Annotated in this window: 24 protein-coding genes; 10 read left to right on the forward strand and 14 right to left on the reverse strand. The window is 57.9% G+C overall.

The annotated features are described in order from the left end of the window. Positions 1-10 precede the first annotated feature (10 nt). From AAC620_RS01105 to AAC620_RS01130, 6 genes are all read right to left on the reverse strand, one after another. Positions 11-1018, reverse strand: a complete 1008-nt coding sequence (locus AAC620_RS01105) for an ABC transporter permease (RefSeq protein ID WP_317655084.1) — start codon at positions 1016-1018, stop codon at positions 11-13. Positions 1019-1087: 69 nt separating this feature from the next. Further along, entirely contained in the window at positions 1088-2053 is a 966-nt protein-coding gene (locus AAC620_RS01110; RefSeq protein WP_340242431.1) for a glycine betaine ABC transporter substrate-binding protein, read from the reverse strand. A gap of 284 nt (positions 2054-2337) precedes the next feature. After that, positions 2338-3000 (reverse strand): DUF3726 domain-containing protein, encoded by a 663-nt coding sequence (locus AAC620_RS01115; protein WP_340242433.1) that lies wholly within the window; start codon positions 2998-3000, stop codon positions 2338-2340. Beyond that, positions 2990-4690 (reverse strand): hypothetical protein, encoded by a 1701-nt coding sequence (locus AAC620_RS01120; protein WP_340242435.1) that lies wholly within the window; start codon positions 4688-4690, stop codon positions 2990-2992. Before AAC620_RS01120 ends, AAC620_RS01115 begins: the two co-directional genes overlap by 11 nt. Beyond that, positions 4687-5727, reverse strand: a complete 1041-nt coding sequence (locus AAC620_RS01125; protein ID WP_340242437.1) for a membrane dipeptidase — start codon at positions 5725-5727, stop codon at positions 4687-4689. The genes AAC620_RS01120 and AAC620_RS01125 overlap by 4 nt, the downstream gene beginning before the upstream one ends. Continuing rightward, positions 5724-7172, reverse strand: coding sequence for an aldehyde dehydrogenase family protein (locus tag AAC620_RS01130; RefSeq protein ID WP_340242439.1), 1449 nt, complete (start codon positions 7170-7172; stop codon positions 5724-5726). The genes AAC620_RS01125 and AAC620_RS01130 overlap by 4 nt, the downstream gene beginning before the upstream one ends. A gap of 95 nt (positions 7173-7267) precedes the next feature. On the opposite strand from AAC620_RS01130, the gene AAC620_RS01135 reads away from it, so the two are divergent. The 5 genes from AAC620_RS01135 (at position 7268) to AAC620_RS01155 (ending at position 11647) form a co-directional block, all read left to right on the forward strand. Continuing rightward, positions 7268-8155 carry a LysR substrate-binding domain-containing protein gene (locus AAC620_RS01135; protein ID WP_340242441.1) on the forward strand — a complete coding sequence of 296 codons (888 nt, stop codon included), beginning with the start codon at positions 7268-7270 and terminating at the stop codon, positions 8153-8155. Positions 8156-8187: 32 nt separating this feature from the next. Next, positions 8188-9168 (forward strand): Ldh family oxidoreductase, encoded by a 981-nt coding sequence (locus AAC620_RS01140; protein ID WP_340242443.1) that lies wholly within the window; start codon positions 8188-8190, stop codon positions 9166-9168. Between the two features lie 26 nt (positions 9169-9194). Next, the gene (locus AAC620_RS01145) at positions 9195-9644 is read left to right on the forward strand and encodes a YtoQ family protein (protein ID WP_340242445.1); all 450 of its coding nucleotides are present in this window, start codon (positions 9195-9197) and stop codon (positions 9642-9644) included. A 111-nt stretch (positions 9645-9755) separates the two neighbouring features. Then, entirely contained in the window at positions 9756-10583 is an 828-nt protein-coding gene (locus AAC620_RS01150) for a sulfite exporter TauE/SafE family protein (RefSeq protein ID WP_340242447.1), read from the forward strand. 293 nt (positions 10584-10876) lie between these two features. Then, positions 10877-11647 (forward strand): maleate cis-trans isomerase family protein, encoded by a 771-nt coding sequence (locus AAC620_RS01155; protein WP_340242449.1) that lies wholly within the window; start codon positions 10877-10879, stop codon positions 11645-11647. Here the strand turns inward: AAC620_RS01155 and AAC620_RS01160 are convergent. Together AAC620_RS01160 and katG are read right to left on the reverse strand one after the other, a co-directional pair. Next, positions 11624-12805 (reverse strand): hypothetical protein, encoded by a 1182-nt coding sequence (locus tag AAC620_RS01160; protein ID WP_340242451.1) that lies wholly within the window; start codon positions 12803-12805, stop codon positions 11624-11626. The genes AAC620_RS01155 and AAC620_RS01160 overlap by 24 nt on opposite strands. Before the next feature lie 93 nt (positions 12806-12898). Next, a complete protein-coding gene (gene katG / locus AAC620_RS01165; protein ID WP_340242453.1) occupies positions 12899-15061 on the reverse strand; it encodes a catalase/peroxidase HPI in 2163 nt (720 codons plus the stop codon). 173 nt (positions 15062-15234) lie between these two features. Between katG and AAC620_RS01170 the strand changes: the two genes are divergently transcribed. Then, a complete protein-coding gene (locus AAC620_RS01170; RefSeq protein WP_340242455.1) occupies positions 15235-16170 on the forward strand; it encodes a hydrogen peroxide-inducible genes activator in 936 nt (311 codons plus the stop codon). A gap of 63 nt (positions 16171-16233) precedes the next feature. Here the strand turns inward: AAC620_RS01170 and AAC620_RS01175 are convergent, their stop codons facing one another. Further along, positions 16234-16440, reverse strand: coding sequence for a cold-shock protein (locus AAC620_RS01175; RefSeq protein WP_317655813.1), 207 nt, complete (start codon positions 16438-16440; stop codon positions 16234-16236). Positions 16441-16615: 175 nt separating this feature from the next. Between AAC620_RS01175 and AAC620_RS01180 the strand changes: the two genes are divergently transcribed. The 4 genes from AAC620_RS01180 to AAC620_RS01195 all read left to right on the forward strand — a co-directional run bounded on the left by AAC620_RS01180 (position 16616) and on the right by AAC620_RS01195 (position 19819). After that, a complete protein-coding gene (locus tag AAC620_RS01180) occupies positions 16616-17071 on the forward strand; it encodes a DUF1499 domain-containing protein (protein ID WP_340242457.1) in 456 nt (151 codons plus the stop codon). 45 nt (positions 17072-17116) lie between these two features. After that, positions 17117-18172, forward strand: a complete 1056-nt coding sequence (prfA, locus tag AAC620_RS01185) for a peptide chain release factor 1 (protein WP_340242459.1) — start codon at positions 17117-17119, stop codon at positions 18170-18172. Next, complete coding sequence (gene prmC / locus AAC620_RS01190) at positions 18169-19020, forward strand: peptide chain release factor N(5)-glutamine methyltransferase (protein WP_340242460.1); 852 nt, start codon at positions 18169-18171, stop codon at positions 19018-19020. Before prfA ends, prmC begins: the two co-directional genes overlap by 4 nt. Positions 19021-19258: 238 nt before the next feature. Then, entirely contained in the window at positions 19259-19819 is a 561-nt protein-coding gene (locus AAC620_RS01195; RefSeq protein WP_340242461.1) for a DUF4167 domain-containing protein, read from the forward strand. A gap of 65 nt (positions 19820-19884) precedes the next feature. Here the strand turns inward: AAC620_RS01195 and rsmA are convergent, their stop codons facing one another. From rsmA to lptF, 5 genes are all read right to left on the reverse strand, one after another. Next, on the reverse strand, positions 19885-20721 hold the full coding sequence (gene rsmA / locus AAC620_RS01200) for a 16S rRNA (adenine(1518)-N(6)/adenine(1519)-N(6))-dimethyltransferase RsmA (protein WP_340242462.1): 837 nt from the start codon (positions 20719-20721) through the stop codon (positions 19885-19887). After that, positions 20718-21704: a 4-hydroxythreonine-4-phosphate dehydrogenase PdxA gene (gene pdxA / locus AAC620_RS01205; protein ID WP_340243565.1), complete on the reverse strand. Its 987-nt coding sequence runs from the start codon at positions 21702-21704 to the stop codon at positions 20718-20720. Before pdxA ends, rsmA begins: the two co-directional genes overlap by 4 nt. Before the next feature lie 4 nt (positions 21705-21708). Next, positions 21709-22968, reverse strand: coding sequence for a peptidylprolyl isomerase (locus AAC620_RS01210; protein WP_340242463.1), 1260 nt, complete (start codon positions 22966-22968; stop codon positions 21709-21711). A gap of 139 nt (positions 22969-23107) precedes the next feature. Further along, positions 23108-24202, reverse strand: a complete 1095-nt coding sequence (gene lptG, locus AAC620_RS01215; protein ID WP_340242464.1) for an LPS export ABC transporter permease LptG — start codon at positions 24200-24202, stop codon at positions 23108-23110. Further along, positions 24199-25362: an LPS export ABC transporter permease LptF gene (gene lptF, locus AAC620_RS01220; protein WP_340242465.1), complete on the reverse strand. Its 1164-nt coding sequence runs from the start codon at positions 25360-25362 to the stop codon at positions 24199-24201. Before lptF ends, lptG begins: the two co-directional genes overlap by 4 nt. Between the last annotated feature and the right edge of the window lie 202 nt (positions 25363-25564).

The raw sequence follows: 25564 nt of genomic DNA on the forward strand, positions 1-25564 counted from the left end.
TCTGCGGTGCTTATGATTTGTTCGACTTGTCGATGCGCGCCAAGGCGGCCTTGGAGACGCGATCAAGCATAATCGCGATCAACACGATGCCAAAACCTGCCAAGAAGCCAACACCGAGGCGCAGGTTGTTGATGCCATCGAGAACCAATGTTCCCAGACCTGGGGCCGACACGAGCGAGGCAATCACCACCATCGCAAGGCTCATCATGATCGTTTGGTTCACACCCGCCATAATATTGGGCAGGGCTAGCGGAATTTGCACGCGATAAAGTTTCTGGCGATCCGTTAAGCCAAAGGCCGTGACCGCCTCCATCACATCGCGATCCACAAGGCGAATGCCCAGATTGGTCAGGCGCACCACGGGCACAATCGCATAGAGGATAATCGCAAGCCCATAGAGCTTGGGTTCGGTGATATTGAACAAGAAAATGAGGGGGATCAGATATACAAAGGTCGGCAAGGTTTGCAGCATATCCAAAATCGGGATCATTGCGTTTTGAAACCTGTCAGAGCGCGACATGGCAATCCCAAGCGGCACCCCGAAGGCCACACACAGCACCGTGCACACAAAAATGATCGACAGCGTTTGAATGGCGAATTCGTAGTAATCGACAAAGAGCAAAAACAAGAAAGACGCCGCCACAATGCCCGCGACCTTGTAGGAATTCGACAAAAGCTTGGCCACCAAGATCAAAAGCGGCACCAAAATCCACCACGGCATTTCCACAAACAGGGTCAAGGCACCATCAAGCGCCCATGACAGGGGCTGTGTCAGCGGATCAAGCACAGCGCGCAGGGCGGGGCGAATGTAAAGGAACCCATCCTCCAACGCGGCGGTGAAATCGCGGGTTTTGGGAAAGGCTGCACAGGCTTCGTTCAGCGTATCAAGCGAGGGAAAGGGCAAATCCCATGGGCTTGGGGCTTCGTTGCGCAAAGATGACAGTGATAAAAGCGGCCCGCTATCGGTTTTGCAGGCGTCTGTCATGCCAAGCGCGCTGAATATCCAATCATATGCCATAGGTTTCCCTCCTCGCAAAATGAGAGAGGCCAGCGCCCTGCGGCGCTGACCTTTGTCATTGGTTGTGGATTATTGCAGAAGCGCTGAAACGCGCGAAGCTGCATCCTCGGACATCCAGCCAAGGATCATGTCGCTGTGGTTGGTCAAAACCCAAGCCGCAGCTTCATCCGCGGAGGCGCCATTGTCCTCGGCCCATGCAAGCATAGCGCTGACAACATCATTTGGCATTTCCATATTGCGAACGAAATCAGCAACCTCGGGTGCACGCTCTGCCAAATCGGCGGTCACAGCGTTCACAACAGTTGCAGCCGGGAAATCCGATGGGCCCCAAGTGGCAGGGTCAGCATCAGCATTTTGGTTGATCGCATGCTGTGGCCCGTCAACAGGGCCAAGGTCGATCTTGGTCAGGTCATATTTGCCCAAGATTGCAGTCGGGCCCCAGTAATAGCCGAACCATGGCTCGCCCGCCTCGTCAGCGGCGGCGATGGAGGCGGCAAGGTTCGCGCCCGAGCCGTGATCAAATACTTCGATCCCGTTGCCCTCAAGGTCAAATACAACTTTCAGCGCATCATTCACGATACGGCAGCCCCACCCAACAGGGCAGTTGTTAAAGCGTCCGCCAACCAGTTCTGGATTGGCCAAGACACCTTGGATTGTTGCCAATTCAGGATGGGCTTCAACCGCACTTGTGGAGATCCACCAACCTTCTTCGCCGCCATTGGAGAACGTGTTTGAGGCAGTGATAACTTTGCCTTGTGCTTCAAGATCGGCATAGACAGTGGCCGAGTTCACCCAGACCTCGGGCACGATGTCTGGTTCGCCATTTTCGGCCAAAGATGTCACCGCAGGCACGGTGTCTGTTGGCACGATGGTGACTTCGCAGCCATAGCCTTGCTCAAGGACAAAGCCCGTCAGCGCCGCCAAGGCCTCGCCCGAGGCCCAACCCATTGCGCCAACGCTGACCTGACCACAGGCAAATGCGCCGCTTGTGGACAGCATGAGGGCCGCCACGGATGTATAAGCAAATTTCTTCATCTTTCATTACCTCCCAGATGGTGTTCCAAGTTCACAACGAACTTGTAGGTTTTCAGGTTCTTCAACCGACATTTTGCGCGCAATTGCGACATTCTCGGTTTTAGTGTCCGACCTCGGCGCAACAGCAGCGCCGAACCCGATTTCTGGCATGGGCTTAGCATGCCGGTCTCGGCACGAGGGTCAACCAGGTCAGGCTGAAATTTTCGTGCAAACTGAATATTTTTTGGCAAGAGCGTCTTGGTCTTTTTGCCACCTCCGCGGTGGGCTCTTTGGTATCCTTCTGATCAATCATTGTCGCTCAAGCCCGCACCTGCGCCTGTCTCGCGCGATTGCGCCGTGGCGGGCACGGTTGTCGCAAGCGCAAAGCGATCAAGGCTTGCGTAGGCCTCTGGCGTGATTTTGGGGGTATGGGGCGCGCGCAGCACAGATGCGCCATAGGAGCTTGGTTTGGCGCAGAGGGTCAGGGTGTGATCGCGCGCGTGATCTGCAAATTCGGTGATGTCGCGCGCAGCCAAAGGGACAAGCCCGCCAAAAACAAGCGCGGCTTTGGGTGTTGTAATTTGCACCGCGCGGCCCGCGCGCGCAGCCAGCCCATCCACTAGCGGCAGCAGCATCAGCGGCTCAGCCACAGCGGCAAGCGTCACGGGGCTTGGCCCAAAAAGACCCTGCGGGCCTGTGCCTAGATCACAAATCAGCGCGCCCGTAGTGACAGGGCAAAGCGGTGCGCCAGCTTGCCCCCAAACGCCCCCGTCAATCTCGGTCATTTGCGGCAGACCCAAAACCGCCTGCGCGGCACATAACGCAAGGGCAGGGCCTGCGCCGTTGATGCCCCATTGCGCTAAAGTCGCCAAACTTGCGCCGAATTCCTCGGCCAAGCCCCAAGAATAGCCCGCGCCGCGCGCGGCCTTCACGCCTAAGCTGGCCCATTCTCCCGCGCTAAGCTGCATCTGCCCCCCCATGCGCGGGTGCGCAGATATGTTCAGGGAAAACTTGCCCCGCAAAGAGGCTGATGCGCAGCCATTTATCCGAGCGCGGATCAAAGTGATTGGCCCCAAAAAAGGCCAGCTTATAGCGCATCATATCAATTGGCAGGATGTCAGCGCCGATGAGGTTTTCGCGAATCTCGCCATAATCGCGCCCCGCCAACCATTGCAGGCGGCGCAGAATTTGGCGGTGTTCGGGATGGGCCAAAAGAAACGCATAGGCGGGCGTGGCATCAGGGTAGGCGGCCATCGCGTCATAGGCCTGACGGATCAAATAGGCGATGCCAAGCGGGGCTTCACGGGTTGCGCCCTCTTCCTCGAAGCGCGCGCCGAGGCGGGGTTCAAGCTTTTCTTCCGAGACATACCAGAACCGCGCTCGTGCTTCTTGGGTTGAGAAATCATAGGACAAGGCCCAGTCGTAACGGCCCTCAATCGCGCGGCGCAGATCGCCAAGCCGCGCTTGCCCCTCAATCGGGGGGGCGGGTGGCTCGTCTGCGCGCAGCGACATTTCCAAATCGTCAATCAGCGCGCCGCAGGGTTCAAGCAGGATCGACAAGAGCATTTCTTGCCCCTCAAGGCTTAGATGCGCTTCCCCCCAGTGCCATATCGCATTCCATGGCAGATCTTTCGCGCAATGTCCGCGGCCTGTGGTGAGATGATGATGGAGCTTTTCCAAATCCCCCCGCAGATCTGCCAATTTGGCCAGTTGCACAGGGTGGCTTGAGCGCCATGTCGCGCCCGTGTCGCGCGCGGCCTCGCAGCCCGCGATCAGCGCGCGCAAATCGGCCTCTGACATCCGTCTTTGGCCGCGCACCCGTGCAAGCGCCGTCTCGCGCACCCGCACCCAAGCGTCCAAAAGGGCAGGGTGACGCACCAAGAACGGGGCCATGCCAAGACCTGTAGAATTTCCCACCCCAAGACTGCGGGCCAATGCGGGCGCAAGCGTTGTGGCCTCTGCCCCGCCTTTGGCGCGGGCCAGATGATTGACAAGGTCGATGGTAAAGCTGCGGGTCAGCCAAACCGACATCATCTCGGCTTGGAACGGCGCGCATAATTCTGGCCGCGTGGCAATATCGGCATTTTCCGCCGCCCCGAATTTGGACGAGCCATAAACGGCGGTTGTGCGCATTAAATAGCCCACCTCATCAAGCGCATCGCGTTCTGGCTGTTGGCCCGTGGCCAAGCGGGCCACAACATGATCAAACAACCTGACCGACCGATTGGCGCGGCTGAGGGATAATTCCCGCGGGCTGATGCGCCCTGCCTCTTGCAGGGGCACATTCGCGCTCAGCCGCGTGATATCATCTGCGGTGGGGATACCATCAAAGAGGGTAAAGGTGGCATCCCACGCAGTCGCAATGACCCGATCCGAGCGTTGATCTGCCGGCAGATCATGGGCAAAGGCCACAAGGCTATAACTGCGCTTAGGCCCGTGTAGGCAATAGACGGCATACCCAACACCGTTTTCGTCAAGATCAAAAATACGCCGCTCAAACCGCCACCCTTCGGTTTCAATGCGGCGCAGCAAGATACGCAGAAATGACAGCCGCGTGGGGTGGGCTGATCCCATCCGCGCGAGGCGCATGACCGTATCAGGCGCCCGCAGCGCAATCGGCGCAAGGCCCATGATATGGGGCGCCGCCCGATCCATCATTGCGCGGCCTTTGTATTGGGGACAGCCTGCACAGCGGGGGTGAAACTTTCGCTGAAAAAGCGCTGCCAATTTCCACCCATGATTGCCGCGACATTGCCCGCGTCAAACCCCGCCGCGCGCAAGCCCGCGGCCAAACGGCCAAAATCGCGATTGTCGGCGAAAAAATCAGGCATGGGGGGAAACCCCGCCTGCGCGGCACTGCCTTCGCCATAGTCGATATTTTTCGTCCAACGCCCGACCCGCATCCATTCGACCACGCTGTCGGATTGATCTTGGCATAGATCCGTTCCAATGCCGATCTGCGAGACGCCCATTAAATCGGCGGCCCGCGCAACCATGTCGCAGAAACTTTGCAAGCTACAGGCAGACCCGCCCTTCAGGTGATGAGGATAGATCGAAAAACCAAGCATCCCCCCCGATTGGCCAAGGGCGCGTAAGAGATCATCGGATTTATTGCGCAAGGCAGGGTGCCAACTGGCCAGATTTGCATGGGTGATTGCAATCGGGCGGGTGGAGTGTTCCATCGCCTCAAAGGTCGAGCGCTCGCCCGAATGGCTCATGTCGATGACCAGACCCACGCGGTTCATCTCGGCCACCACCTCGCGCCCCATGCGGGTGAGGCCTGTATCCTCGGCCTCATAGCAGCCCGTGGCAAGCAGGGATTGGTTGTTATAGGTCAATTGCATGAACCGCAGACCTAAGCGATGCAGCACCTCGACCAACCCAATGTCATCTTCGATGCAGGAGGGGTTTTGCGAGCCAAAGAAAATTGCCGTGCGCCCCGAGGCGCGCGCGCGGGCAATATCGCTTGCGTCAAAGCCTTGAAAAATAAGGTCTGGATAGGTTTCGAACCAGCGGTTCCATTTTTCGATATTGAGAACCGTTTCACGGAAATTCTCGTGATAGGTGATGGTGACATGCACCGCATCCACCCCGCCTTCGCGCATCTGGCGAAAGACTTTTTCCGACCAATTGGCATATTGCAGCCCGTCAATCAGCGGGTTTTGCATGGGATGCATCGCACCTGTTCCACTCATTCCAAATCCCCCGTGACCCCAAGGTAAGAGGTTTTGACTGTCGTGTAAAACTCTGCGGCATAGCGGCCTTGTTCGCGTGGCCCGTAGGAGGTTGCCCCCCGCCCCCCGAATGGCACATGGTAATCTGTGCCTGCGGTGGGAAGGTTGACCATTACGCAGCCCGCCCGCATATGCGCGCGGAAATGGGCGGCGCGGGCAAGGCTTTTGGTCATGATCCCTGCGGTGAGGCCAAATTCGCTGTCATTGGCAACGTCTAGCCCTTCGGCATAGCTGCCCACCTTAATCACCGATGTGATGGGGGCAAACATTTCTTCGCGGTTGATCCGCATATCATTGCGGGTTTTGGCAAAGACCGCAGGGCGCATGAAATAGCCTGTGGTTTCCGCCTCAGCGCGGGTTCCGCCACAAAGAAGCTCGGCCCCTTCGGATTGACCGAGGGCGATATAATCAAGATTGCTATTAAGCTGGGCTTCGCTCACCACAGGGCCAATTTGCGTGGCGCTGTCTAGGGCGGGGCCAACCACGAGCTTATTTGTGGCCGCGACCAATTTTTCGACAAAAGCATCGTGGATTTTCTCATGCACAATCAAACGCGAGGCGGCAGTGCATTTTTGACCCGTGCCCCCGAAAGCCGCATTCACACTATGGGCCACAGCCAGATCAAGGTCGCAATCCTCCATCACGAGCATAGGGTTCTTTGATCCCATTTCCATTTGCAGCTTGGTCATATTGGGAATGGCTGATGCGGCGATGGCGCGGCCCACGGGAACCGAGCCTGTAAAGCTGATGGCATCCACCGCGGCACTTTCCACCAAAGCCTGTCCAATCGCGCCCCCTGCGCCCACAACCAAGTTGAACAGGCCTTTGGGAATGTTTTGGCGGGCGATGATCTCGGTCAGCATCACGGCGCTTGCGGGGGTTAGGTTGGCAGGCTTCCAGATCACGGCATTGCCAAAGGCCAATGCAGGCGCGATTTTCCACGCGGGCGTTGCAATTGGAAAATTCCACGGGCTGATGATCGCCACAACGCCCACAGGTTCGCGGCGCACATCCACCTCAATGCCGCCGCGCACGCTTTCGGCATGGTCGCCTTGATTGCGCAGCGCCTCTGCTGCGAAATAGGTAAAGAATTGGCCCGCGCGATAGGCCTCACCGCGACCTTCGGCGCGCGATTTTCCCTCCTCGCGGGAAATCATCTCGCCCAGTTCATCGGCCCGTGCCATCGTCTCTGTGCCAATGGCCATCAGCACATTGTGCCGCGCCTCAATGCCCATGGCCCACCATTCGGCCTGCGCGCGCCGCGCCGCGGCCAAGCTTTCTGTCAAATCTTCATGGCTGGCTTGGGCGAAATGGCCAATCACATCGCTGGTGTCAGATGGGTTGATATTCGCAATCTGCGCCACGCCATCGCGCCACATGCCATTGATGAAATTCTGACCTTGCATAAACCTGTCCCTTGTTACCGCGCATTCAGCCTAGACAGGGGGTTATACTTCAGGCAATCTCAAATTATTGAAATAAATTTCAAGAATACTGAAATATGATCAAGTTAGAGATGTTGCGCGTGTTTTTGGCCGTGGCCGAAGAGGGAGCCTTGGCGCTTGCGGCGCAGAAATTGGGGCGCACGCCATCGGCCCTGTCGATGGCCCTCTCACAGCTTGAGGCCCAAGTGGGCGCGCCCCTCTTTGAAACGGATCGCAAAAATCGTCTCACCACTTTGGGACGTTTGGTGTTGGAGGAGGCGCGGCGCGCCACCAATTCCTATACCCGCAGTCTCGATGCCATAGCGCGGCATGCGCGATCTTTGGCGGGAACTGTGCGGGTTATGGCGGTGCCTTCTGCAACCATCACGCTTTTGCCGCGCACGGTTTTGGCCTTTTCGCAGGCCCGCCCTGATGTGCGCCTTGATATTCGCGACAGCGACACCGCCAGTGTGATTGCACAAGTGGCAATGGGCGAGGTGGATATTGGGATAATCTCGCAATCCCCGCGTGCTAATGCCGCGCCATCCGTTGAGGCAGAGGTCATTTTGAGCGACCCTTTGGGGATTGTCGCGCGCCACGATGGGCGATTTGCGCAGATGACTAAGGGGCGCGGCGTGGGATGGCAAGATTTGATCCACGAGCCGTTGATTGCCAACCCGCTTTGCGATTTGGTGGATCACCCTAGCGTGACCGAAGGATTGCAAGATTGCCGCATTGAGGCGCGCAATACCACCGCACTTTTGGCCTTTGTGCGGGCGGGTATCGGGATCACGATTTTGCCCCAAACCGCGATGGCCGAGGCCGACCCCGCCTTGCGCTTCTTTGCCCCTCATGATCCGCATAGCCGCCGTGAGCTGTGTAAAATAAGGAACCGCGCCGCCCATCTTAGCCCTGTGGCGCAGTCATTTTGGGACTTGCTTGCACCCCTTGCGTCAAGCCCTTAGCCTTTGACAAAACGACCATAGGGAGGGCGGCCATGGCGCAAGTGGCGATCAGCGAGATTGAAACCGTGACCAAAGCCGCGCTTATGGCCCATGGGGCGGGCGCATGGCAGGCGGGGGAGGTGGCCCGCGCCACCGCCCATTCCGAGGCGCATGGCAATGTGATTTGCGGCCTGCAATATGTCGAAAGCTATTGTGTGCAATTGGCCTCTGGGCGTGTTGATGGGCAGGTCATGCCCGTTGTCAGCCGTCCCAAGGCGGCTGCGATCTTGTCGGATGCGCAGCTTGGTTTTGCCCAACCCGCCTTTGCCGCGGCCAAAGATCAATTCTGCGATCTGGTGGATGAAACAGGCGTGGCCATGCTGGCCGTGGCGCAAAGCCATACTTGCACCTCGCTTGGTTATTTTACCGAACAAATCGCGCAAGCGGGCAAGCTGTGCATCGGCTTTACCAACGCCTCGCCCGTGGTGGCAGCGCCAAATGGCAAGCGGCGCGTCATCGGCACCAACCCCATCGCCATGTCCGTGCCTGATGGGCAGGGGGGGCTGTCGGTGCATTTTGATTTCTCAACCTCGGCCGTGGCTTTGGGGAAAATCACCATGGCGAAATATGCAGGGGAGGAGATCCCATTGGGTTGGGCCGTGGATGCCGAAGGCCGCCCCACAACCGACCCCGAAGCGGCCTTGCAAGGTGCCTTGTTAAGTGCGGGTGGCTATAAGGGGTGGGGGTTTGGCATTATGGCCGAGGTCTTGGCGGCCGCGATGACGGGCTCGGTCAATTCGCTCGATGTAGGGGGGCTGAAATTGCCAGATGGCCCGCCGCATCGTTTGGGGCAATTCTATCTGGCAATGGATACGGGCACATTTAGCGATCAGTTCGGCGCGCGGATCACGCGACTGTTGGAGGCCGTGGCCGAAGATGAGGGCGCGCGTGTTCCGGGCCAAGGGCGGGTGCGGGAGACATCGGTGGATGTGCCTCAGGCCCTTTGGGATAAGATCACAGGATTGGCGGCGTAACGCGCCGCGAGACAGGAAGAGAACCCATGGATTTAACAGTTTACCTTTCAGGCGAGATTCACACGACTTGGCGCGAGGAGATCATCGCCGCCTGTGCCGAGGCGGGCCTGTCGGTTCGCTTTACCGCGCCTGTGACCGATCATGCCGCCAGTGATGATTGCGGCGTGGCTATTTTGGGGGCTGAGGATCAGAAATTCTGGCATGATCACAAGGGTGCAAAGATCAATGCCATTCGCACCCGTAAGGCGATTGCAGATGCAGATATCGTGGTTGTGCGCTTTGGCGAGAAATACAAGCAATGGAATGCGGCCTTTGACGCAGGATATGCGGCGGCCTTGGGAAAGTCGCTGATTGTGATGCATGGGGCAGATCATCAACATGCGCTCAAAGAGGTTGATGCGGCGGCCCTTGCCGTAACCGAGACGCCCGCGCAGGTTGCAAAAATTCTAGCCTATGTGATTGACGGCACCATTTAGGGGGTTATCTGCGCTTGGCAGTGCTGCGGGCCTTTCGTATGAAAGGGCCAAAGCGGCGCGCGTGCCGCGCATATCCCGTGACGGGGAGTGCGCATTTTCTGGAGGGACAAGATGGATTTCATGACGGCGGAATTCGCCATGGTCGCAGTGATGCTGCTTGCGGCGGGTGCAGTGACGGGCGTTCTCGCGGGGCTGTTTGGCGTAGGCGGCGGCGCATTGATTGTGCCTGTGCTTTACGAGATCTTCGGCTTCTTGGGTCTCTCAGATGAGGTGCGGATGCCGTTGGCGGTTGGCACCTCACTGGCCATCATTATTCCCACCTCAATCCGCTCTTATATGGGCCACCGCGCCCGCGGGGCCGTGGATGAGGCGCTGTTGAAATCATGGGCGCTGCCCATTCTGGCAGGCGTGCTGATCGGCGCGGGTTTGGCCCGTTTTGCACCGCCATTCGTCTTTCAGATCGTTTTTGTAGTGGTTGCGGGGGCCAATGCGATCAAGATGATCTCTGGTGCGAAGAAATGGGATTTGGGCGCTGATTTGCCCACGGGGGCAGGGCTTTACTCCTATGGTGGTTTGATTGGCCTTTTGTCAGCCCTGATGGGGATTGGTGGGGGTCAGATTTCAAATATGATCATGACATTGCACGGCCGCCCCATTCATCAGGCGGTGGCCACATCGGCAGGGATTGGGGTTTTGATCTCGGTCCCCGGCGCGATTGGCTATATGATCGCGGGCCTCGGCCAAGACGGGTTACCGATGGACGCCATCGGATATGTCTCGTTTTTGGGGATGATCCTGTTTGTGCCAACCACAATTCTGACTGCGAATTTGGGGGTGAAATTGGCGCATAGCCTGTCGCGGCGGCATTTGGAATTGGCCTTTGGCCTCTTTCTTGCGTTGGTCTGTTTGCGCTTTGTCTACGCAATTGTAACGGGTTAATTGGGTGCCACCAAGGGCAGCAGCAATGCAGCATAAAGACGCGTCTATCGGATAGGTCGCAGATCTCATGCCCCTTGGTGGCATTGAAAATGCTATCATATTCAATGAGTTGTGTATGAATGATTTCACCTGATAGGAAAATCCTATCTTGGTCTTTCGCATTTCATACATGGCTTGGCCAAAGGGGCGAAAGCGGCGCAAATAGGCTATGAGAGGTCGCAGGGCGCGCATGATTTATCACAAAACCCCCGCAGCATAGAGGGCAATCGCGATCACGCATGGGGCCCTTGGCCATGGAAGATGTGTTTGACTACACTGTTGCACCTATTTTGGGGCGCCGTGCCGTGTTGGGCATGGTCGTATTGCAATCCGATGAAACGCTAGAGCACGACCTGCGCCGTATCTTGCCGCAAGAGGATGTGGCCCTTTATATCAACCGCGTTCCCAGTGCGGAAACGGTCAGCTCAGACAGTCTTGCTGCGATGGAGGGGCATCTGAGCGATGCCGCAGCCCTGATGCCGCCGCCTTTAGACTTTGATGTGTTGGGATATGGTTGCACCTCGGCGACATCGGTGATCGGGGCGGGGCGGGTGGCTGAATTGCTGCGCAAAGGATGCCCCGCGACCCATGTGACCGACCCGCTTTCGGCGCTCGTGGCGGCCTGCCGTCATATGGGGATCACGCGCTTGGCGTTTTTGTCGCCCTATGTGCCCGAGGTCTCAAGCCGCCTGCGCGCCGCAGTCGCGGCACAAGGGGTAGAAAGCCCGGTGTTCGGAACCTTTAACGAGGCGCGCGAACATGCAGTTGCGCTCATCGATGGCCCGTCTGTCACCCGCGCGGCAACGGCGTTGCTGCAACGGGGCGGGGCCGAGGCGGTGTTTTTATCCTGCACAAATTTGCGCACCTTGGATGTGATTGATGCCATCGAGGCCGAAACGGGCGCCGTTGCCCTGTCGTCCAACCAAGTGATGGCATGGCATATGTGCCATCTCGCGGGGATTGCGCCCGCCTTGCGCGTGGGGCGCTTGATGGCCGAGCCCCTATTCGACCGAAGTGCCGAATAGGGTGATCGCCCCACCCAAGAGGGCCATCGCAATAAAGAACAGGCGCTTTGGCCAATTGCCCGCGCCTGCCGCCGCAATCGCGGCTTGCAGCGCGTAATAAAAGGCAAAGGCGCGGGAGGCATAGCCGATGATGGAAAACACATCGCCCACCCATGTAAGGATCAGCGCGACTGCGCCCAAAATGACATAGCCTTGGCGCGCATCGATGCGGTCGCGGGTCAATTCTGCGAGCAGCCCGCCTGATCCGCCCGTATCGGCCAAGGCGGCGCTGAACTGGGCACTCAGCGCCGCAATCATCAAAAGCGGCGCAAGGATTGGGGCCAAACGGCCCATCATGTCGATAATGGCTGTTTCGCTGACGGCTTGCGGGTCGGGCGTAAAGATTAGGCTGAGGGGCACAAGATAGGCCATATAGATCAGCGTGGCGATAAGCAGCGCCATATGCATGGCGCGGATCCGTAACGCGGGGTCATACTCCGCCCCCATATACCGTACCGTTTCGAAACCTTGCACGGTCACAATCAGCCCAAACACCAAAAACAGGGCTGCGGGGCCCGTTTCTGTCGCGGGGGATAGGATCACACCCTGCCCATCGAGCATATCTGTGCCAAGCGCCATCCATAGCGCACCAAGAAGCCCCGCAATCACCGCCAATTTGATCCCAACCGAGATTTGTTCGACCCGTTCAAGGGCATGAAAGCCGCGAGCAAGCCCCAAGATCACGATGAACCCGAGCGCGCCTGTGGTGATCCATCGCGCGGCATGCGGGTCGCTCACGGGGGTCAGGCGGGCTGCAAAAGCGCCAAACAGATTGAGGTAATAGGCCACCGACACCATATAGGCAAACGCCAAGGCCCATGATGCGGCGCGATCCAGCCAGATCTCTATGGGCCTGCGTGATCCTTTAGCCAATCGCATGATATTATGAGCAATGGCCCGACTGAACCCCCAAGCCAGCGCACATAAAACGGCCATTGCAAGCGCGGCATAGACGCCAAATGCGTGGTGCAAAACGGGCCCAAGAACCAAAAACCCGCTGCCGATAATTGAGGCCAATGGGGTGATTGCGGCGCGCCAGAGGGTCGATTTCGCCAAGGGTGGCCAGATCAACAGACCCGCAACTGCCAAAGCAATGATCAATATAAGTGCCGTTTGCATGCGCCTAGGGCTAGCAGGCAGGTCTGGTCTGTAAAAGATAAAAAAACGCGCGCCCGTTTGGGGCGCGCGCCTGTCTTTTCTTACCTGCGTGTTTTATGCGGCCGCGTCAAAACGGTCTGCATTCATCACCTTTGTCCACGCAGCGGCGAAATCATGCACGAATTTCGCGGCATTATCGTCTTGTGCGTAAAGTTCGGCATAAGCGCGCAGGATTGAGTTTGAGCCAAAAACCAAATCCACACGGGTGGCTGTCCATTTTGTTTCGCCTGTTTTGCGAGACACGATGTTGTAGAGGTTCGGCCCTGCAGGTTCCCACTTATTGGCCATGTCGGTCAGCGCCGTGAAGAAATCGGTCGACAATGTGCCAACACGATCCGTGAACACCCCATGCGCGCTGCCGCCATGGTTGGTGCCAAGCACACGCATACCGCCAATCAATGCCGTCATTTGGGGCGCTGTCAGACCCAAAAGCTGCGCACGATCCAACATCAGCTCCTCTGGTTGCACGGTGTAATCCGCTTTCAACCAGTTGCGGAACGCGTCATGGACGGGCTCTAGCACTTCGAAACTGTCGATATCGGTTTGCTCTTGGGTGGCGTCACCACGGCCTGGCGTGAAGGGCAGGGTGATCTCGACCCCTGCGGCCTTCGCCGCTTGCTCGACACCGAGATTGCCCGCCAGAACGATCACATCCGCAAGGCTTGCGCCTGTTTCCGCGGCGATGGGTTCCAATGCGGCCAGCACTTTTTGCAGGCGGGCCGGCTCGTTGCCTTCCCAATCCTTTTGTGGGGCCAGACGAATGCGCGCGCCATTGGCACCGCCGCGCATATCAGACCCACGGAAGGTGCGCGCGCTGTCCCATGCGGTGGCGACCATCTCGGAGATGGACAGGCCCGTTGCCGCGATTTTCGCCTTGACCGCATCCACATCATAAGTCGTGGAGCCCGCAGGGATCGGGTCTTGCCAGATCAGATCTTCGGCAGGCACATCTGGCCCGAAATAACGCGCCTTTGGCCCCATATCGCGGTGGGTCAGCTTGAACCATGCGCGGGCGAAGGTTTCCGAGAAATATTCAGGATCGGCATAGAACTTTTCCGAAATCTTGCGATATTCGGGATCCATCTTCATCGCCATATCCGCATCCGTCATGATCGGGTTGTAGCGGATAGATGGGTCTTCGACATCAACGGGCTTGTCCTCTTCCTTGATGTTTACAGGTTCCCATTGCCATGCCCCCGCGGGGGATTTCTTCAATTCCCAGTCATAGTTCAGCAGCAGATGGAAATAGCCGTTATCCCATTTGGTGGGGTGGGTTGTCCAAGCGCCCTCGATGCCCGAGGTGACAGTGTCGCGGCCCACGCCACGGGTGGTGTGGTTGTTCCAGCCAAGGCCCTGCTCATGCACATCGGCACCTTCAGGGTCAGCACCCAAATTGGCCGCATCGCCATTGCCATGCGCCTTGCCCACTGTATGGCCGCCTGCGGTCAGGGCCACTGTTTCTTCGTCATTCATCGCCATACGGGCAAAGGTGACCCGTACATCATGCGCGGTGCGCAGCGGATCGGGCTGACCATTCACGCCTTCTGGGTTCACATAGATCAGACCCATCTGAACCGCCGCAAGCGGGTTTTCCAATGTCTCAGAGCCACGATCCTCGGCATAACGCTCAGACCCCAGCCAATCCTTTTCTGCGCCCCAGTAAATATCTTTTTCTGGATGCCAAATATCGGCGCGGCCAAAGGAATAGCCAAAGGTTTTGAGGCCCATGGATTCATAGGCAATGTTGCCCGCCAAAATGAACAAATCTGCCCAAGATACGGAATTCCCGTATTTTTTCTTGATCGGCCACAACAGGCGGCGGGCTTTGTCGAGGTTGGTGTTGTCGGGCCAAGAATTCAGCGGTGCAAAACGCTGGTTGCCAGTGCCGCCGCCGCCGCGACCGTCAGCGGTGCGATAGCTGCCCGCCGCGTGCCAGGCCATGCGGATCATCAAGCCACCGTAATGGCCCCAATCTGCGGGCCACCAATCTTGGCTGTCGGTCATCAGCGCGTGCATGTCTTTCTTCAGCGCATCGATATCGAGCTTTTCCAATTCTTTGCGGTAATCAAAAGCCTCGCCCATCGGATCGGTCTTGCGACCATGTTGGTGCAAAATGTCGAGGTTCAACGCATTTGGCCACCAATCGGTAACAGTTGTGCCAAGCGCGGTTTGCGCGCCATGCATCACGGGGCATTTGCCAATGTTATTTCCATCCATGAGGGCAGTCTCCTTTTGGGTTGTCTCATTCAGGCCCCATCATCGGGGTGCGGTTCTAGGTGATCAGAGGGCCGTTGCACGGATTCGCATGCAAACGGCACTTAGGCTTGTTTTAGCATCAGTGAGCGATTAGTTTAATTTTGATTTTCTGATGTAACCGATCAGGTTTTATTATGGCTAATATCACCTTGAAGCAGTTGCGATATGCGGTGGCCGTGGCCGAGCATGGTCATTTTGGACATGCGGCTGCCGCATCCGCGATCTCGCAGCCCGCTTTGTCCATGCAAATTCAGGCCTTGGAGGATGGTTTAGGTCTGGCCCTGTTCGAGCGCGCGGCCCGCCATGTGCGACCCACGCCCTTTGGGGTGGGGTTTTTGGCGCGCGCGCAGCGAATTTTGGCCGAGGTTGACGATTTGGGCGATAGTGCGCGTGCGGCGCGCGGTGATGATTTGGGGCGCCTGCGTCTTGGTGTGATCCCCACCATTGCGCCATATCTATTGCCGCGCGTGGTGGGGTTGATGGGGCAGTATTACCCGCAGGCCAATTTGGCGTTGCGCGAAACGATCACCCCGCGCTTGATCTCGGAATTGTCTGAAGGGCGGTTGGACGCGGCGATTGTGGCCCTGCCCATATCGGAGCCCAGCTTTGAGGAGGTGGAGGTGTTTCAAGAAGATTTCATTCTTGTGCGCCCGCCCGAAGATGCAGGCAAGCCTGTGCCCGATGCCAATTCCCTGCGTGAAATGAAACTGCTTTTGTTGGAGGAGGGGCATTGCTTCCGCGACCAAGCCCTGTCTTTTTGCGCGCTTGGCGCAAATACCCCGCGCGAGGTGATGGATGGCTCATCCCTTTCAACGCTTGTGCAGATGGTGGGGGCGGGGATTGGCGTGACGCTTATCCCTGAAATGGCTGTGCCTGTTGAGACGCGCTCTGCGAGCGTGGCCTTGGCGCGGTTTCGCACCCCTGCGCCTGCGCGCAAAATCGGGGTTATTTGGCGGCGCACTAGCCCGCTTTCCAATCAGTTGCGCAAATTGGCCAATGTGGTGCGCGAGGCGGCAGAAACGGGCGCGGCCGAGGCCATGACAGGCTGGCTTATGCCCAAAATCGCGTAAGCAAAAAGAAAAAGGCGGGCCAAAGCCCACCTTTTCCAATCCAAACTGGATCAGGCTTATGCCTTAGACCAGCGTGATATTTACGGCGCTTTCGCGGCCATCACGGCCTTTTTCCAGCTCGTAAGTCACTTTCTGGTTGTCGTTGAGGCCTTTGAGGCCAGAACGCTCAACACCAGAGATGTGAACGAATACGTCTTTGCCGCCTTCATCAGGTGCGATGAAGCCGAAACCTTTGGTTGCATTGAACCATTTCACGGTGCCATTGGCCATTTCCGTGTCTCCTGTCATTTTGCTGCCCACACCATGTGGCAGCTTGGCAATCGTCATGCGAGATAGGCTGCACTGTTGCCTTTAAAGAGGGACAGAAGAGCGATATCAGATAACTAGCGCGGCCCATGTCGCATGAAATGGGCTTCGCGTAAAGATAAATCGTTGGGGGTAAAAGATGCTGTTCAAATTGTTCATGGCCGTTGCAACGCTTTTTGGCATCGTAATTTTTGCGGCGGTGGCCTTTCGTGTGATGCCAATGGATGCCGCGCGCTATCATATGCGCCCTGCTTTGGCCGTGCCGCCATCAACCCCCAATTTCGCCCTTATGGTGGGGGATGAGGCCTTGGTGTTGCCGCGCAATCTGGCAGATGTGGCGGCAGATGTCGCGCTGAAGGCCGCCAGCGATGGCGCCGTTCTGTTGGCAGGCCAACCAGAGGATGGTTTTGTCACCTATGTCTATCGCAGCCGTTTGATGGGCTTCCCTGACGCGCTCAGCCTAACGCTTGATCCCACCGATGAGGGGGGGACGCGGGTTCAGATCTTCTCGCGGTCGCGCTTTGGTTATAGCGATTTGGGGGTGAATGCAGCGCGCGTGGCCGATTGGGTCGCTGCGTTGCAGGAAGCGCGTTGATCAATCAGGCTTGACGCGCCCGCGCCGCTTCGCCAAACCCTGCCTATGTTGCCAGCAGAACCCCTTCGCCAAATTGTCGAGCGCTTCGAGTATCTCGAGGCGCAATTAAACGCAGGCCCCGCCGCTGATGCGATTGCCGCAATCAGTCGCGAATATGCGCAGCTGAAACCTGTGGTCACGCAGATTGACGAATATCAGCAGATCAAATCTGATCTTCAGGGGGCCGAGGCGATGTTGGCCGATCCTGAGATGCGCGCCTTGGCCGAAGAAGAATTGGCACGGTTGAAAATCGCGCTGCCTGAGGTTGAATATGCCTTGCGCATTGCGCTTTTGCCCAAAGATGCGGCCGATGCGCGCCCTGCCATTCTTGAAATTCGTCCAGGAACGGGCGGCGATGAGGCGGCCCTTTTTGCGGGCGATTTGCTGCGGATGTATCAACGCTACGCCGAGGCGCGGGGATGGCAATTTGAATTGATCGAGCAGCAGCTCTCCGAGCTTGGCGGGGTGCGCGAAGTGACCGCGCGGATTGCGGGCGAGGGGGTATTCGCACGGATGAAATACGAGTCTGGCGTTCATCGCGTGCAGCGGGTGCCAGAAACGGAATCAGGCGGACGTATCCATACATCCGCCGCGACTGTGGCTGTTCTGCCCGAGGCTGAAGATGTCGATATTGATATCCCAGCCACCGATATCCGTATTGATACAATGCGCGCCTCAGGCGCGGGTGGTCAGCATGTGAACACCACAGACAGCGCCGTGCGCATCACCCATTTGCCCACGGGGATCATCGTCACCTCATCGGAGAAGTCACAACACCGCAACCGCGAGATCGCAATGCAGGTCTTGCGCGCGCGGCTTTATGATCTGGAACGGCAAAAGGCCGATGATGCCCGCGCCGCTTCGCGCAAAAGTCAGGTGGGGACGGGCGATCGTTCCGAGCGTATCCGCACCTATAATTTTCCCCAAGGGCGCATGACAGATCATCGGATCAATCTGACCTTGTATAAGTTGGATCAGGTCTTGTCGGGTGATTTGGACGAGATCATTGACGCGCTGACCGCCCATGATCAAGCCGCCCTATTGGCTGAGATGGACGGGTGAGCGCGCGCTATCGGGATCTTTACGCCGCCGCGCGCGCGCGTTTGTCTTTGCGCTTGCCCCAAGATGAGGCTGAGCGCGATGCGCGCCTTTTATTGGCGCATGCCGCAGGCCTGTCAGCGGCGGGGTTGTCAGCCCGTCTCAATGATCTGGCCGCTCAAAATCATATCGTGGATTTTGAGACAGTGGTGGAGGCCCGCCTTGCTGGGCAATCTGTGGCCCATATCATTGGGAAATCTGCATTCATGGGATTGGATTTCGTTGTTGGGGCGGGGGATTTGGCCCCGCGGCCTGATACGGAAACCTTGGTAGAGGCTGCACTCGCGCGTGGCTTTAGGCGCTTTCTTGATCTGGGCACAGGCACAGGGGTGATTGCAATCAGCCTGCTTGCCGCGCGGCCAGAGGCGCAAGGGGTTGCAACCGATTTGGACGAGGGGGCATTGGCCCGCGCGCGACAAAATGCAAAGACCCATGGCGTGGCGGGGCGTTTGCAGTTCTTCACAGGCCCATGGTTCGCGGCGCTGCCAGAACCCGCGATGTTTGATCTGATCCTATCCAACCCGCCCTATATTGATCAGGCAACTTATGCAGGCCTACCCGAAGAGCTGCGCTTGCATGAGCGCGCTGCGGCGCTGACCGATGGTCAGGATGGGCTGAGCGCATATCGCGTGATCGCGGCGGAGGCAGGCGCCTATCTTGCGCGCGATGGGGCGGTCATGGTCGAAATCGGCTATGATCAAGGCGAAACGGTGCCGCAAATCTTTGCTCAAGCAGGGTTTCGGTCTGTGCGCGTCATCCATGACTTGGCAGGCAAGCCGCGTGTTGTGGTGGCGCAAGCGATGCGTTCCTAGGCGAAAAAGCTGATAATTTCGCCGTTTTTGTAACTTTCCGCTTGTAAGCGCCCCTCAGCCATGGCAAGCGGAGATCACGGGAGAGGAATTATTAAGACATTCCCCCGAAATAACAGCCACGATATTCTGGACAAAGGCACAGATTGCACAGGCTGATCGTGGATATTGGCACGGACTTGGCACTAGGCCGCCTGACACCCTGCCGTGGATGGCTTCAACACTGGACTATATAAGAACAATGAGATCATCAAAGAACCGCTCGCGGTCAAAGGGCAATCGCAACCGCTCTGTTGGCAATATCATCAATCGGGTGTTTGACAGCTCTGGCCCAGAGGGCAAGGTGCGCGGCACGCCGCAGCAGATCATCGACAAATATCAGCAATTGGCCCGTGATGCCCAGTTGAGCAATGACCGTGTTGCCGCTGAGAATTTCTTGCAGCACTCCGAGCATTATTCCCGCCTCCTAAGCGAGGCGCAGCGCGAGATGGACGCGCGCCGCGAAGAGCAGCAAAACCATAATGGCGGCCAGAATGGCAATGATCGCCGTGGGTATTCAAACGAGGACGAGGCCGAGACTTCGCAGGATGCAGGCCAAGAGGTCATGCCCAGTGAAACGGATGGTTTGGCGATTGCCGCCGATGGCGATGCGGAGGAGGCCAGCACCTTGGTCGACACGCCCGAAAGCAAACCTCGCGCGAAACGCGCGCCGCGTGGCCCCCGCCGCCCGCGCAAATCTGACGAGGCAGGCAGCGATGCCGCCCCAATGGTTGCGGCCCCAAGCGAGGCGCAAGGCGATTAATCGCGCCTGACCTTGTTGCATGACATTGCCCCCGTGCCATCCTTGGTGCGGGGGTTTTTCTTGCCTTAATCGGCCGCGACAGCGCGGGCGAGGGCGCAAAACCCCTCAAGGCTGACTGTTTCTGCGCGGTCAGTCGGGCGCAGCCCTGCGGCCAAGATGCGATCCTCAATATCAGGGCAAAGCCCCTTCAGCGCGGCGCGCAGCATCTTGCGGCGTTGATTAAAGGCTTTTGCCACCACGCGCTCCAGCACCTTTTGATCGGCGGGGAATTTCGGTGCCTCAAGTGCTGTTAAATGCACCACCGCAGAGCTGACCTTTGGGGGTGGGGTGAAGGCCTCAGGTGGCAGGTTCAGCGCAATCCGCGCCTCACAGCGCCATTGCGCCAAGACGGCCAAGCGGCCATAGGCCTTGCTGCCTTCCCGCGCCACAATACGTTCGGCCACTTCGCGTTGGAACATCAAGGTCAGGCTTGACCATTGTGGTGGCCAGACAGGCGGGATCAGCCAACGGATGAGCAATTCGGTGCCCACATTATAGGGCAGATTGGCGATGATACGGATCGGCGGGTTCAGATGCGCCGCCCAATCCACGGCCAAAGCATCGTCATTGAGAACGCTCAGGCGGTCGGGATAGGCGGCGGCGATTTCTGCCAACGCAGGAAGGCAACGCGCGTCTTTTTCAATCGCCACAACGCGCCGCGCCCCTTCGGCCAAAAGGCCACGGGTCAAACCACCAGGGCCGGGGCCGATTTCTAGAACATCACATTCGCTTAAATCCCCTGCAATGCGGGCGATTTTTGCGGTCAGGTTCAGATCAAGCAGGAAATTCTGCCCCAAGGATTTCTTGGCGCGCAGATCATGGGTTGCGATCACCTCGCGCAGGGGGGGGAGGGTATCAATCATGCCGCGCGTGCCTGTGCCATTTGATCCGCCATGCGCAACGCGGCGACCAAGCTTGTGGCATCTGCGCGGCCCGTGCCCGCGATGTCAAAGGCCGTGCCATGATCGGGCGAGGTGCGGATAAAGGGCAGGCCAAGCGTCACATTCACCCCGCCTGAGAAATCAAGCGTCTTGATTGGGATCAGCGCCTGATCATGGTAGGCGCAGATGGCCACATCATACCGCGCGCGCGCCGCAGGATGGAACATCGTATCTGCGGAGAGCGGCCCCGCGATATGGTAACCTTCGCCGCGCAGCCCCTCCAGACAGGGGATCATCCACGCGATTTCCTCGCGCCCCATGGCGCCATTTTCGCCCGCATGGGGGTTGAGGCCTGCCACGGCAAAACGAGGGGACTGCAGGCCGAAATCACCCTGCATTGCGTCCGAGGTCACGCGGATCACATCGCGCAATAGATCGGGGGTATAGGCCGCAGGAACCGCGCTGAGGGGGATGTGGATGGTGGCAGGCACAACGCGTAATTCTGCGCAGGCCAACATCATCACCACCTTTACCCCACCCGCCAAGGCCGCGAGATATTCGGTATGGCCTGGATAGGCAAAACCTGCGCCTTGTTGCAGGGCGTGTTTATGGATGGGCAGGGTGCAAATTGCGCGCGCTGCACCCGCTTGGGCAAGCTCTACCGCCTCCGCGATTGCGTCAATGACGCCTTGCGCATGGGCGGCTTGGGGGTGGCCTGCCACACGGGCGGGGCCAAAACCGCGATGCAGAACTGGCAACCCATCGCCACAGGCAGCAAAGGCGGCACTTGCCTGAGATATTTTGACAATAGGTGCGCCATGCCCGTTGAAATGATCCGCATCCCCAATCACGAAAAAAGGAACCGCGCCCTGCAATTCATGCCACGCTTTTGCGGCAATCTCGGGGCCAATCCCCGCAGGTTCCCCGCAGCTGAGCGCAATGGGGCCAGTCGTGCCCGCACCCATGGGATCAGTCCAAATCACGGATGATGGCGTCCGCACGCAATTCCTCAAGATAGCCAGAGGCATAAGTCTCAAGGCGCTGCGAGAACAAGGCCTGGCGAATTTCCTCGCGCGCGCCCTCTTCAAGCTCGACTGTGCGATTGCACAGCCAAACCATCAGAAGATCGGCGCCATTGTTGCGGCGCAGGGCGGTCGAGCTTTCATTCGGGTCAAGCTTAGCAAGCTCTGCCGCAATATCTGCGGGCACTTCGGCGCGTGGGGCGCTGATCCGTTCAAACTGACCTCCTAGGGTGCCATAAAGATCATCGCAGCGGTCATTTTGCGCGGCGATCTCAGCGGCGCGCGCGGCGGCATCTGGCCCTGAAAGCAGAATGGTCGCGTAATCATAACTGCTCGGCGTTGGGAATTGATATCCCGCCTCTTCAAAGCCCAGCATTTGAAAAATCCCAATCCCAGGCCCCAAAGGGACGGGTTCGGTGACGTCACCAACATCCAAGGTGATCAACATGGCACTCAGGCCTTGGGGCAGGGATGACAAGGGGCGCCAATCCAACGCACCACCATCCACCGCGGTAGGGGCGGCGGAACGGGCGCGGGCGGCATCGGCAAAAGCCGTCAGATTTCCATCCACATCTTCGGCAATCGCCAGCAACTCAGCGCGCAGCGTGTCAATATCGTTGCCTTCAATCGGCAGGATCAATTCCGCCAAACGAATTTGCGCCCCGCCCCCGCTGGAGCCAAGCGCAAGTGCGCGGTCAATCTCGGCCTCAGAGACTTGGGCGCGTGCCCCAAACCGACTGCGCAATATCTCGCGCCACAAAAGGCCTGCATTGATAAAATCGCGCAGGGTCTCATAGGCGACCCCCTCGTTCTCAAGCGCATCAATCAACCCTTGGCCGTCCAAATTCGCGCGGGCGGCAAATTCGTCAATTCCGATCATCAACTGATCTTGGGTGATTGTGATCCCCGCTGCTTCGGCGGCGGCCATTTGCAGGCGTTCCTCTACCAAAACCTCGCGCGCGCGGGCCTGTAGGTCACCTGGTGCATTCAAGATGCCCAAAAATGTGGCGCGTTGATCCACCTCATATTGCGTGATCACGGTATCATTAACCGCAATCACAGGCGTGAAATCGAGCGATTGCGCGCGCATTTGTGCAGGGCTAAACGCCAAGGCGCATCCCATGATCACACCAAAACACAGGTTGCGCGCGGCGCGCGCGCCCAAGAATTTACCCAAGATTGGGGAAGATACGTGATGTGAACTCATCTTGTCCTTCTTCGGTCACTCTTGCGAGGGGCGGCGTCAGAGCGCCCGTTTATATTTGTGCCAAGCCTACAAGAGGCGGGCAAGCGAAGCGAGGGGAAATTCATGCCCCCCTCATGTCTTGGGCCGATCTATCACTGTCTTAGCCATCTTCCATATGCAAAATCACCCCAAGCGCCAAAAGCGACCCCGCAAGGGGCGGTGTCCATGCAACGATAAAGGCGGAAAGCTGACCATTCTCACCCAAAACTTGGGCAAAGCTGCGCAGAAAATAGAGGCCAAAGCCCAACAAAATCGCGGCGAGCACCAAAGGCCCCGTGCGGCCAAAACGGGTGTGACGCATCGTAAGGCTTGCACCGATCAAGACCATGCTCATCAGCATCAAGGGGTTTGCCAACTGCATCTGGAACCAGACCCGATGCGACAGGCCCGCAAATCCAGCCTCCTGCAACTGCGTAATGAAATCGGGAAGGGCGTAAATCGAGATATTGCTCGGATCCCCAAAGGAATCGAGAATTTGTTCCCGCGTCAGCGTTGAAGGAACGGCATAGCTTTCAAAACTTTCTGCACTGGCCTCGGGGTTGGTTTGGGTTAAGTCCCAGATCTTGGCGCGGGTAAGATCCCATGATTGCAGTCCAAGGCGCGCTTCATCGGCGTCAATGCGCTGTTCAATACGGCCAAATGTATCGAAATTATAGAAGGTGACGTCAAATAATTGCGTGCCATCGCTATTGGCGCGCAGCGCGTTGATGACGGTTTGCTGATCGCGCGTGCCTTGGCGCAGCCAAAGCCCTTCTTGTGTGATGGCCAAGGTGCGTTCCTGTGCGCCACGCACCTGTGCCAACTTACGCTCATGCGCGATCTGTGTGTCGGCCACGATTGGGTTGATCACCAAAAGACCAATGATCCCGATGAGGGCGGCCACGCCAATTGGGGCCATTGTGGCCCGCAAAGCCGAGCGCCCCGATGCCCGCACCACCACCAATTCCGAACTGCGTGCCAGTGACAGGAAAAAGACCAAGGTCGCCAGCATGACAACCAGTGGAAAGAGGGAATAAAGCGCTGACGGCATATTGAGCAGCGCAAGCGTGAGCGCATCGCCCAAATCCCCGCCGTTGAGCGCGATTTTTCGCATCTGTTCGGTCAAATCCACGACCATGTGGATCACCGCAAAGATCGCCAACACGGTGAGGAAGTTTTTGAAATAACGCTGCGCGAGGTAAAGTTGCAGGATCATGCGCCGCCCTCAACCAGATCAGGCTGCCGCATCGGGCGCCAATGCGCGGTTTTATATACGGCCAACAGCACCGCCCCGAACACCACGGCGCAGAGCAGTGGCTGCACATAGGCCAATGGTGCCAAATGCGGCGCGTTGGTCACCTGAGCGCTCAAAAGGTTCTTGCTCATCTGCAACGGGATCACCAACCCCACGGCTAGCATGATCTGCGCCCATAACCCAAGCCGCGAAAAATTGCGCAGCATCAGGCAACTGGCCGCAATCAAAGGCACAAAAAACGCGAACATCGCCTGCGCGAAACGATAATGCAGTTCCCATTTGATACGATCAAGGGGAATGCCCGCGCGGTTGGCAAGATCTTGATCCGCCGCAATCAGCGCGGGCGTGGACATCGCGCGCTCGTTCTCGGGTAGAACTTCGCCCTCTTCGTCACTGCCTGATGCAGTCGGGCTTTGTGCCTGTGTGATATCATAGTTCAATCGCTCAAAGCTGAGATTGCTCAGGCGGTTTGTGACCAGATCCAAGGTGATACTGCGCCCTGATACCAAGATCATCCGCGCGTTTTCCGCATCGCGCAGAAGATACCCGCGATCCGCGCGATAGGTCACTTCGCGGGTCTCGCTGCGCCGATCATGGATAAACAGCCCCCGCAACTCACCTTCGGGTGAAATATCGCTGATGTAAATCGTGATGCCCGAGATCGGGGATTGGAACACGCCCGCACGCAGCAACTGCGCGACCAGATCATTGCCCAAGATGTTTGATCTTTCACGAAATTGTGCTTCGGCCTGCGGGGCCAAACCATTGCTAAGGCCCGCAACCAAAAACGCCATAATCGCCCCGAAATAGAAAACCGGCCGTAACAGGCGCAGCGGCGAGATGCCGGCGGTCTGCAAAATCACCAATTCACTATCGGTGATCAGGCGATTGAACACATAAAGGGTCGCCACAAACCCCGCCACAGGCAGCACCATCATGATAATCGGCGGCAGCGCCAATGTGGTCAGTTCGAGGAAGGCCAAAATGGTCTGGCCGTCCGAGATCAATTGATCGAACAAATCAACCCCTTGGTTGATCCAATAGACGGACACCAAAACAAGCGCGAAGAAGCCAAAGAAACTGAGGCACATGAGCAAGATATAACGATCATATCGTGTCAAATTCGCAGCCTTTGTAAATTTGGCCCCATATCTTTGGGGTGCAAGCGGGCTTGATTGCCCAGAAGTTCTTTTGGTTTTGGGGGTTTTTGGGGCTTAATGCAAGGCTTCCGCGCGAAGGGCGCGGGTTCGTGCAATCGCCCATCTGGTCAAGCCGCAGTTTGCGCCCTAGTGTTGCCGTGAAATGACGCTTTCAACCAATGTG

The organism is Roseobacter sp. HKCCA2468 (assembly GCF_037805105.1).
In the GTDB taxonomy this organism is placed as follows: domain Bacteria; phylum Pseudomonadota; class Alphaproteobacteria; order Rhodobacterales; family Rhodobacteraceae; genus M30B80.

Bases quoted from the DNA above. Each gene is read 5' to 3' on its own strand.
- AAC620_RS01105 (WP_317655084.1), bottom strand. From the start codon at position 1,018: ATGGCATATGATTGGATATTCAGCGCGCTTGGCATGACAGACGCCTGC.
- AAC620_RS01110 (WP_340242431.1), bottom strand. From the start codon at position 2,053: ATGAAGAAATTTGCTTATACATCCGTGGCGGCCCTCATGCTGTCCACA.
- AAC620_RS01115 (WP_340242433.1), bottom strand. From the start codon at position 3,000: ATGCAGCTTAGCGCGGGAGAATGGGCCAGCTTAGGCGTGAAGGCCGCG.
- AAC620_RS01120 (WP_340242435.1), bottom strand. From the start codon at position 4,690: ATGATGGATCGGGCGGCGCCCCATATCATGGGCCTTGCGCCGATTGCG.
- AAC620_RS01125 (WP_340242437.1), bottom strand. From the start codon at position 5,727: ATGAGTGGAACAGGTGCGATGCATCCCATGCAAAACCCGCTGATTGAC.
- AAC620_RS01130 (WP_340242439.1), bottom strand. From the start codon at position 7,172: ATGCAAGGTCAGAATTTCATCAATGGCATGTGGCGCGATGGCGTGGCG.
- AAC620_RS01135 (WP_340242441.1), top strand. From the start codon at position 7,268: ATGATCAAGTTAGAGATGTTGCGCGTGTTTTTGGCCGTGGCCGAAGAG.
- AAC620_RS01140 (WP_340242443.1), top strand. From the start codon at position 8,188: ATGGCGCAAGTGGCGATCAGCGAGATTGAAACCGTGACCAAAGCCGCG.
- AAC620_RS01145 (WP_340242445.1), top strand. From the start codon at position 9,195: ATGGATTTAACAGTTTACCTTTCAGGCGAGATTCACACGACTTGGCGC.
- AAC620_RS01150 (WP_340242447.1), top strand. From the start codon at position 9,756: ATGGATTTCATGACGGCGGAATTCGCCATGGTCGCAGTGATGCTGCTT.
- AAC620_RS01155 (WP_340242449.1), top strand. From the start codon at position 10,877: ATGGAAGATGTGTTTGACTACACTGTTGCACCTATTTTGGGGCGCCGT.
- AAC620_RS01160 (WP_340242451.1), bottom strand. From the start codon at position 12,805: ATGCAAACGGCACTTATATTGATCATTGCTTTGGCAGTTGCGGGTCTG.
- katG (WP_340242453.1), bottom strand. From the start codon at position 15,061: ATGGATGGAAATAACATTGGCAAATGCCCCGTGATGCATGGCGCGCAA.
- AAC620_RS01170 (WP_340242455.1), top strand. From the start codon at position 15,235: ATGGCTAATATCACCTTGAAGCAGTTGCGATATGCGGTGGCCGTGGCC.
- AAC620_RS01175 (WP_317655813.1), bottom strand. From the start codon at position 16,440: ATGGCCAATGGCACCGTGAAATGGTTCAATGCAACCAAAGGTTTCGGC.
- AAC620_RS01180 (WP_340242457.1), top strand. From the start codon at position 16,616: ATGCTGTTCAAATTGTTCATGGCCGTTGCAACGCTTTTTGGCATCGTA.
- prfA (WP_340242459.1), top strand. From the start codon at position 17,117: ATGTTGCCAGCAGAACCCCTTCGCCAAATTGTCGAGCGCTTCGAGTAT.
- AAC620_RS01195 (WP_340242461.1), top strand. From the start codon at position 19,259: ATGAGATCATCAAAGAACCGCTCGCGGTCAAAGGGCAATCGCAACCGC.
- rsmA (WP_340242462.1), bottom strand. From the start codon at position 20,721: ATGATTGATACCCTCCCCCCCCTGCGCGAGGTGATCGCAACCCATGAT.
- pdxA (WP_340243565.1), bottom strand. From the start codon at position 21,704: ATGGGTGCGGGCACGACTGGCCCCATTGCGCTCAGCTGCGGGGAACCT.
- AAC620_RS01210 (WP_340242463.1), bottom strand. From the start codon at position 22,968: ATGAGTTCACATCACGTATCTTCCCCAATCTTGGGTAAATTCTTGGGC.
- lptG (WP_340242464.1), bottom strand. From the start codon at position 24,202: ATGATCCTGCAACTTTACCTCGCGCAGCGTTATTTCAAAAACTTCCTC.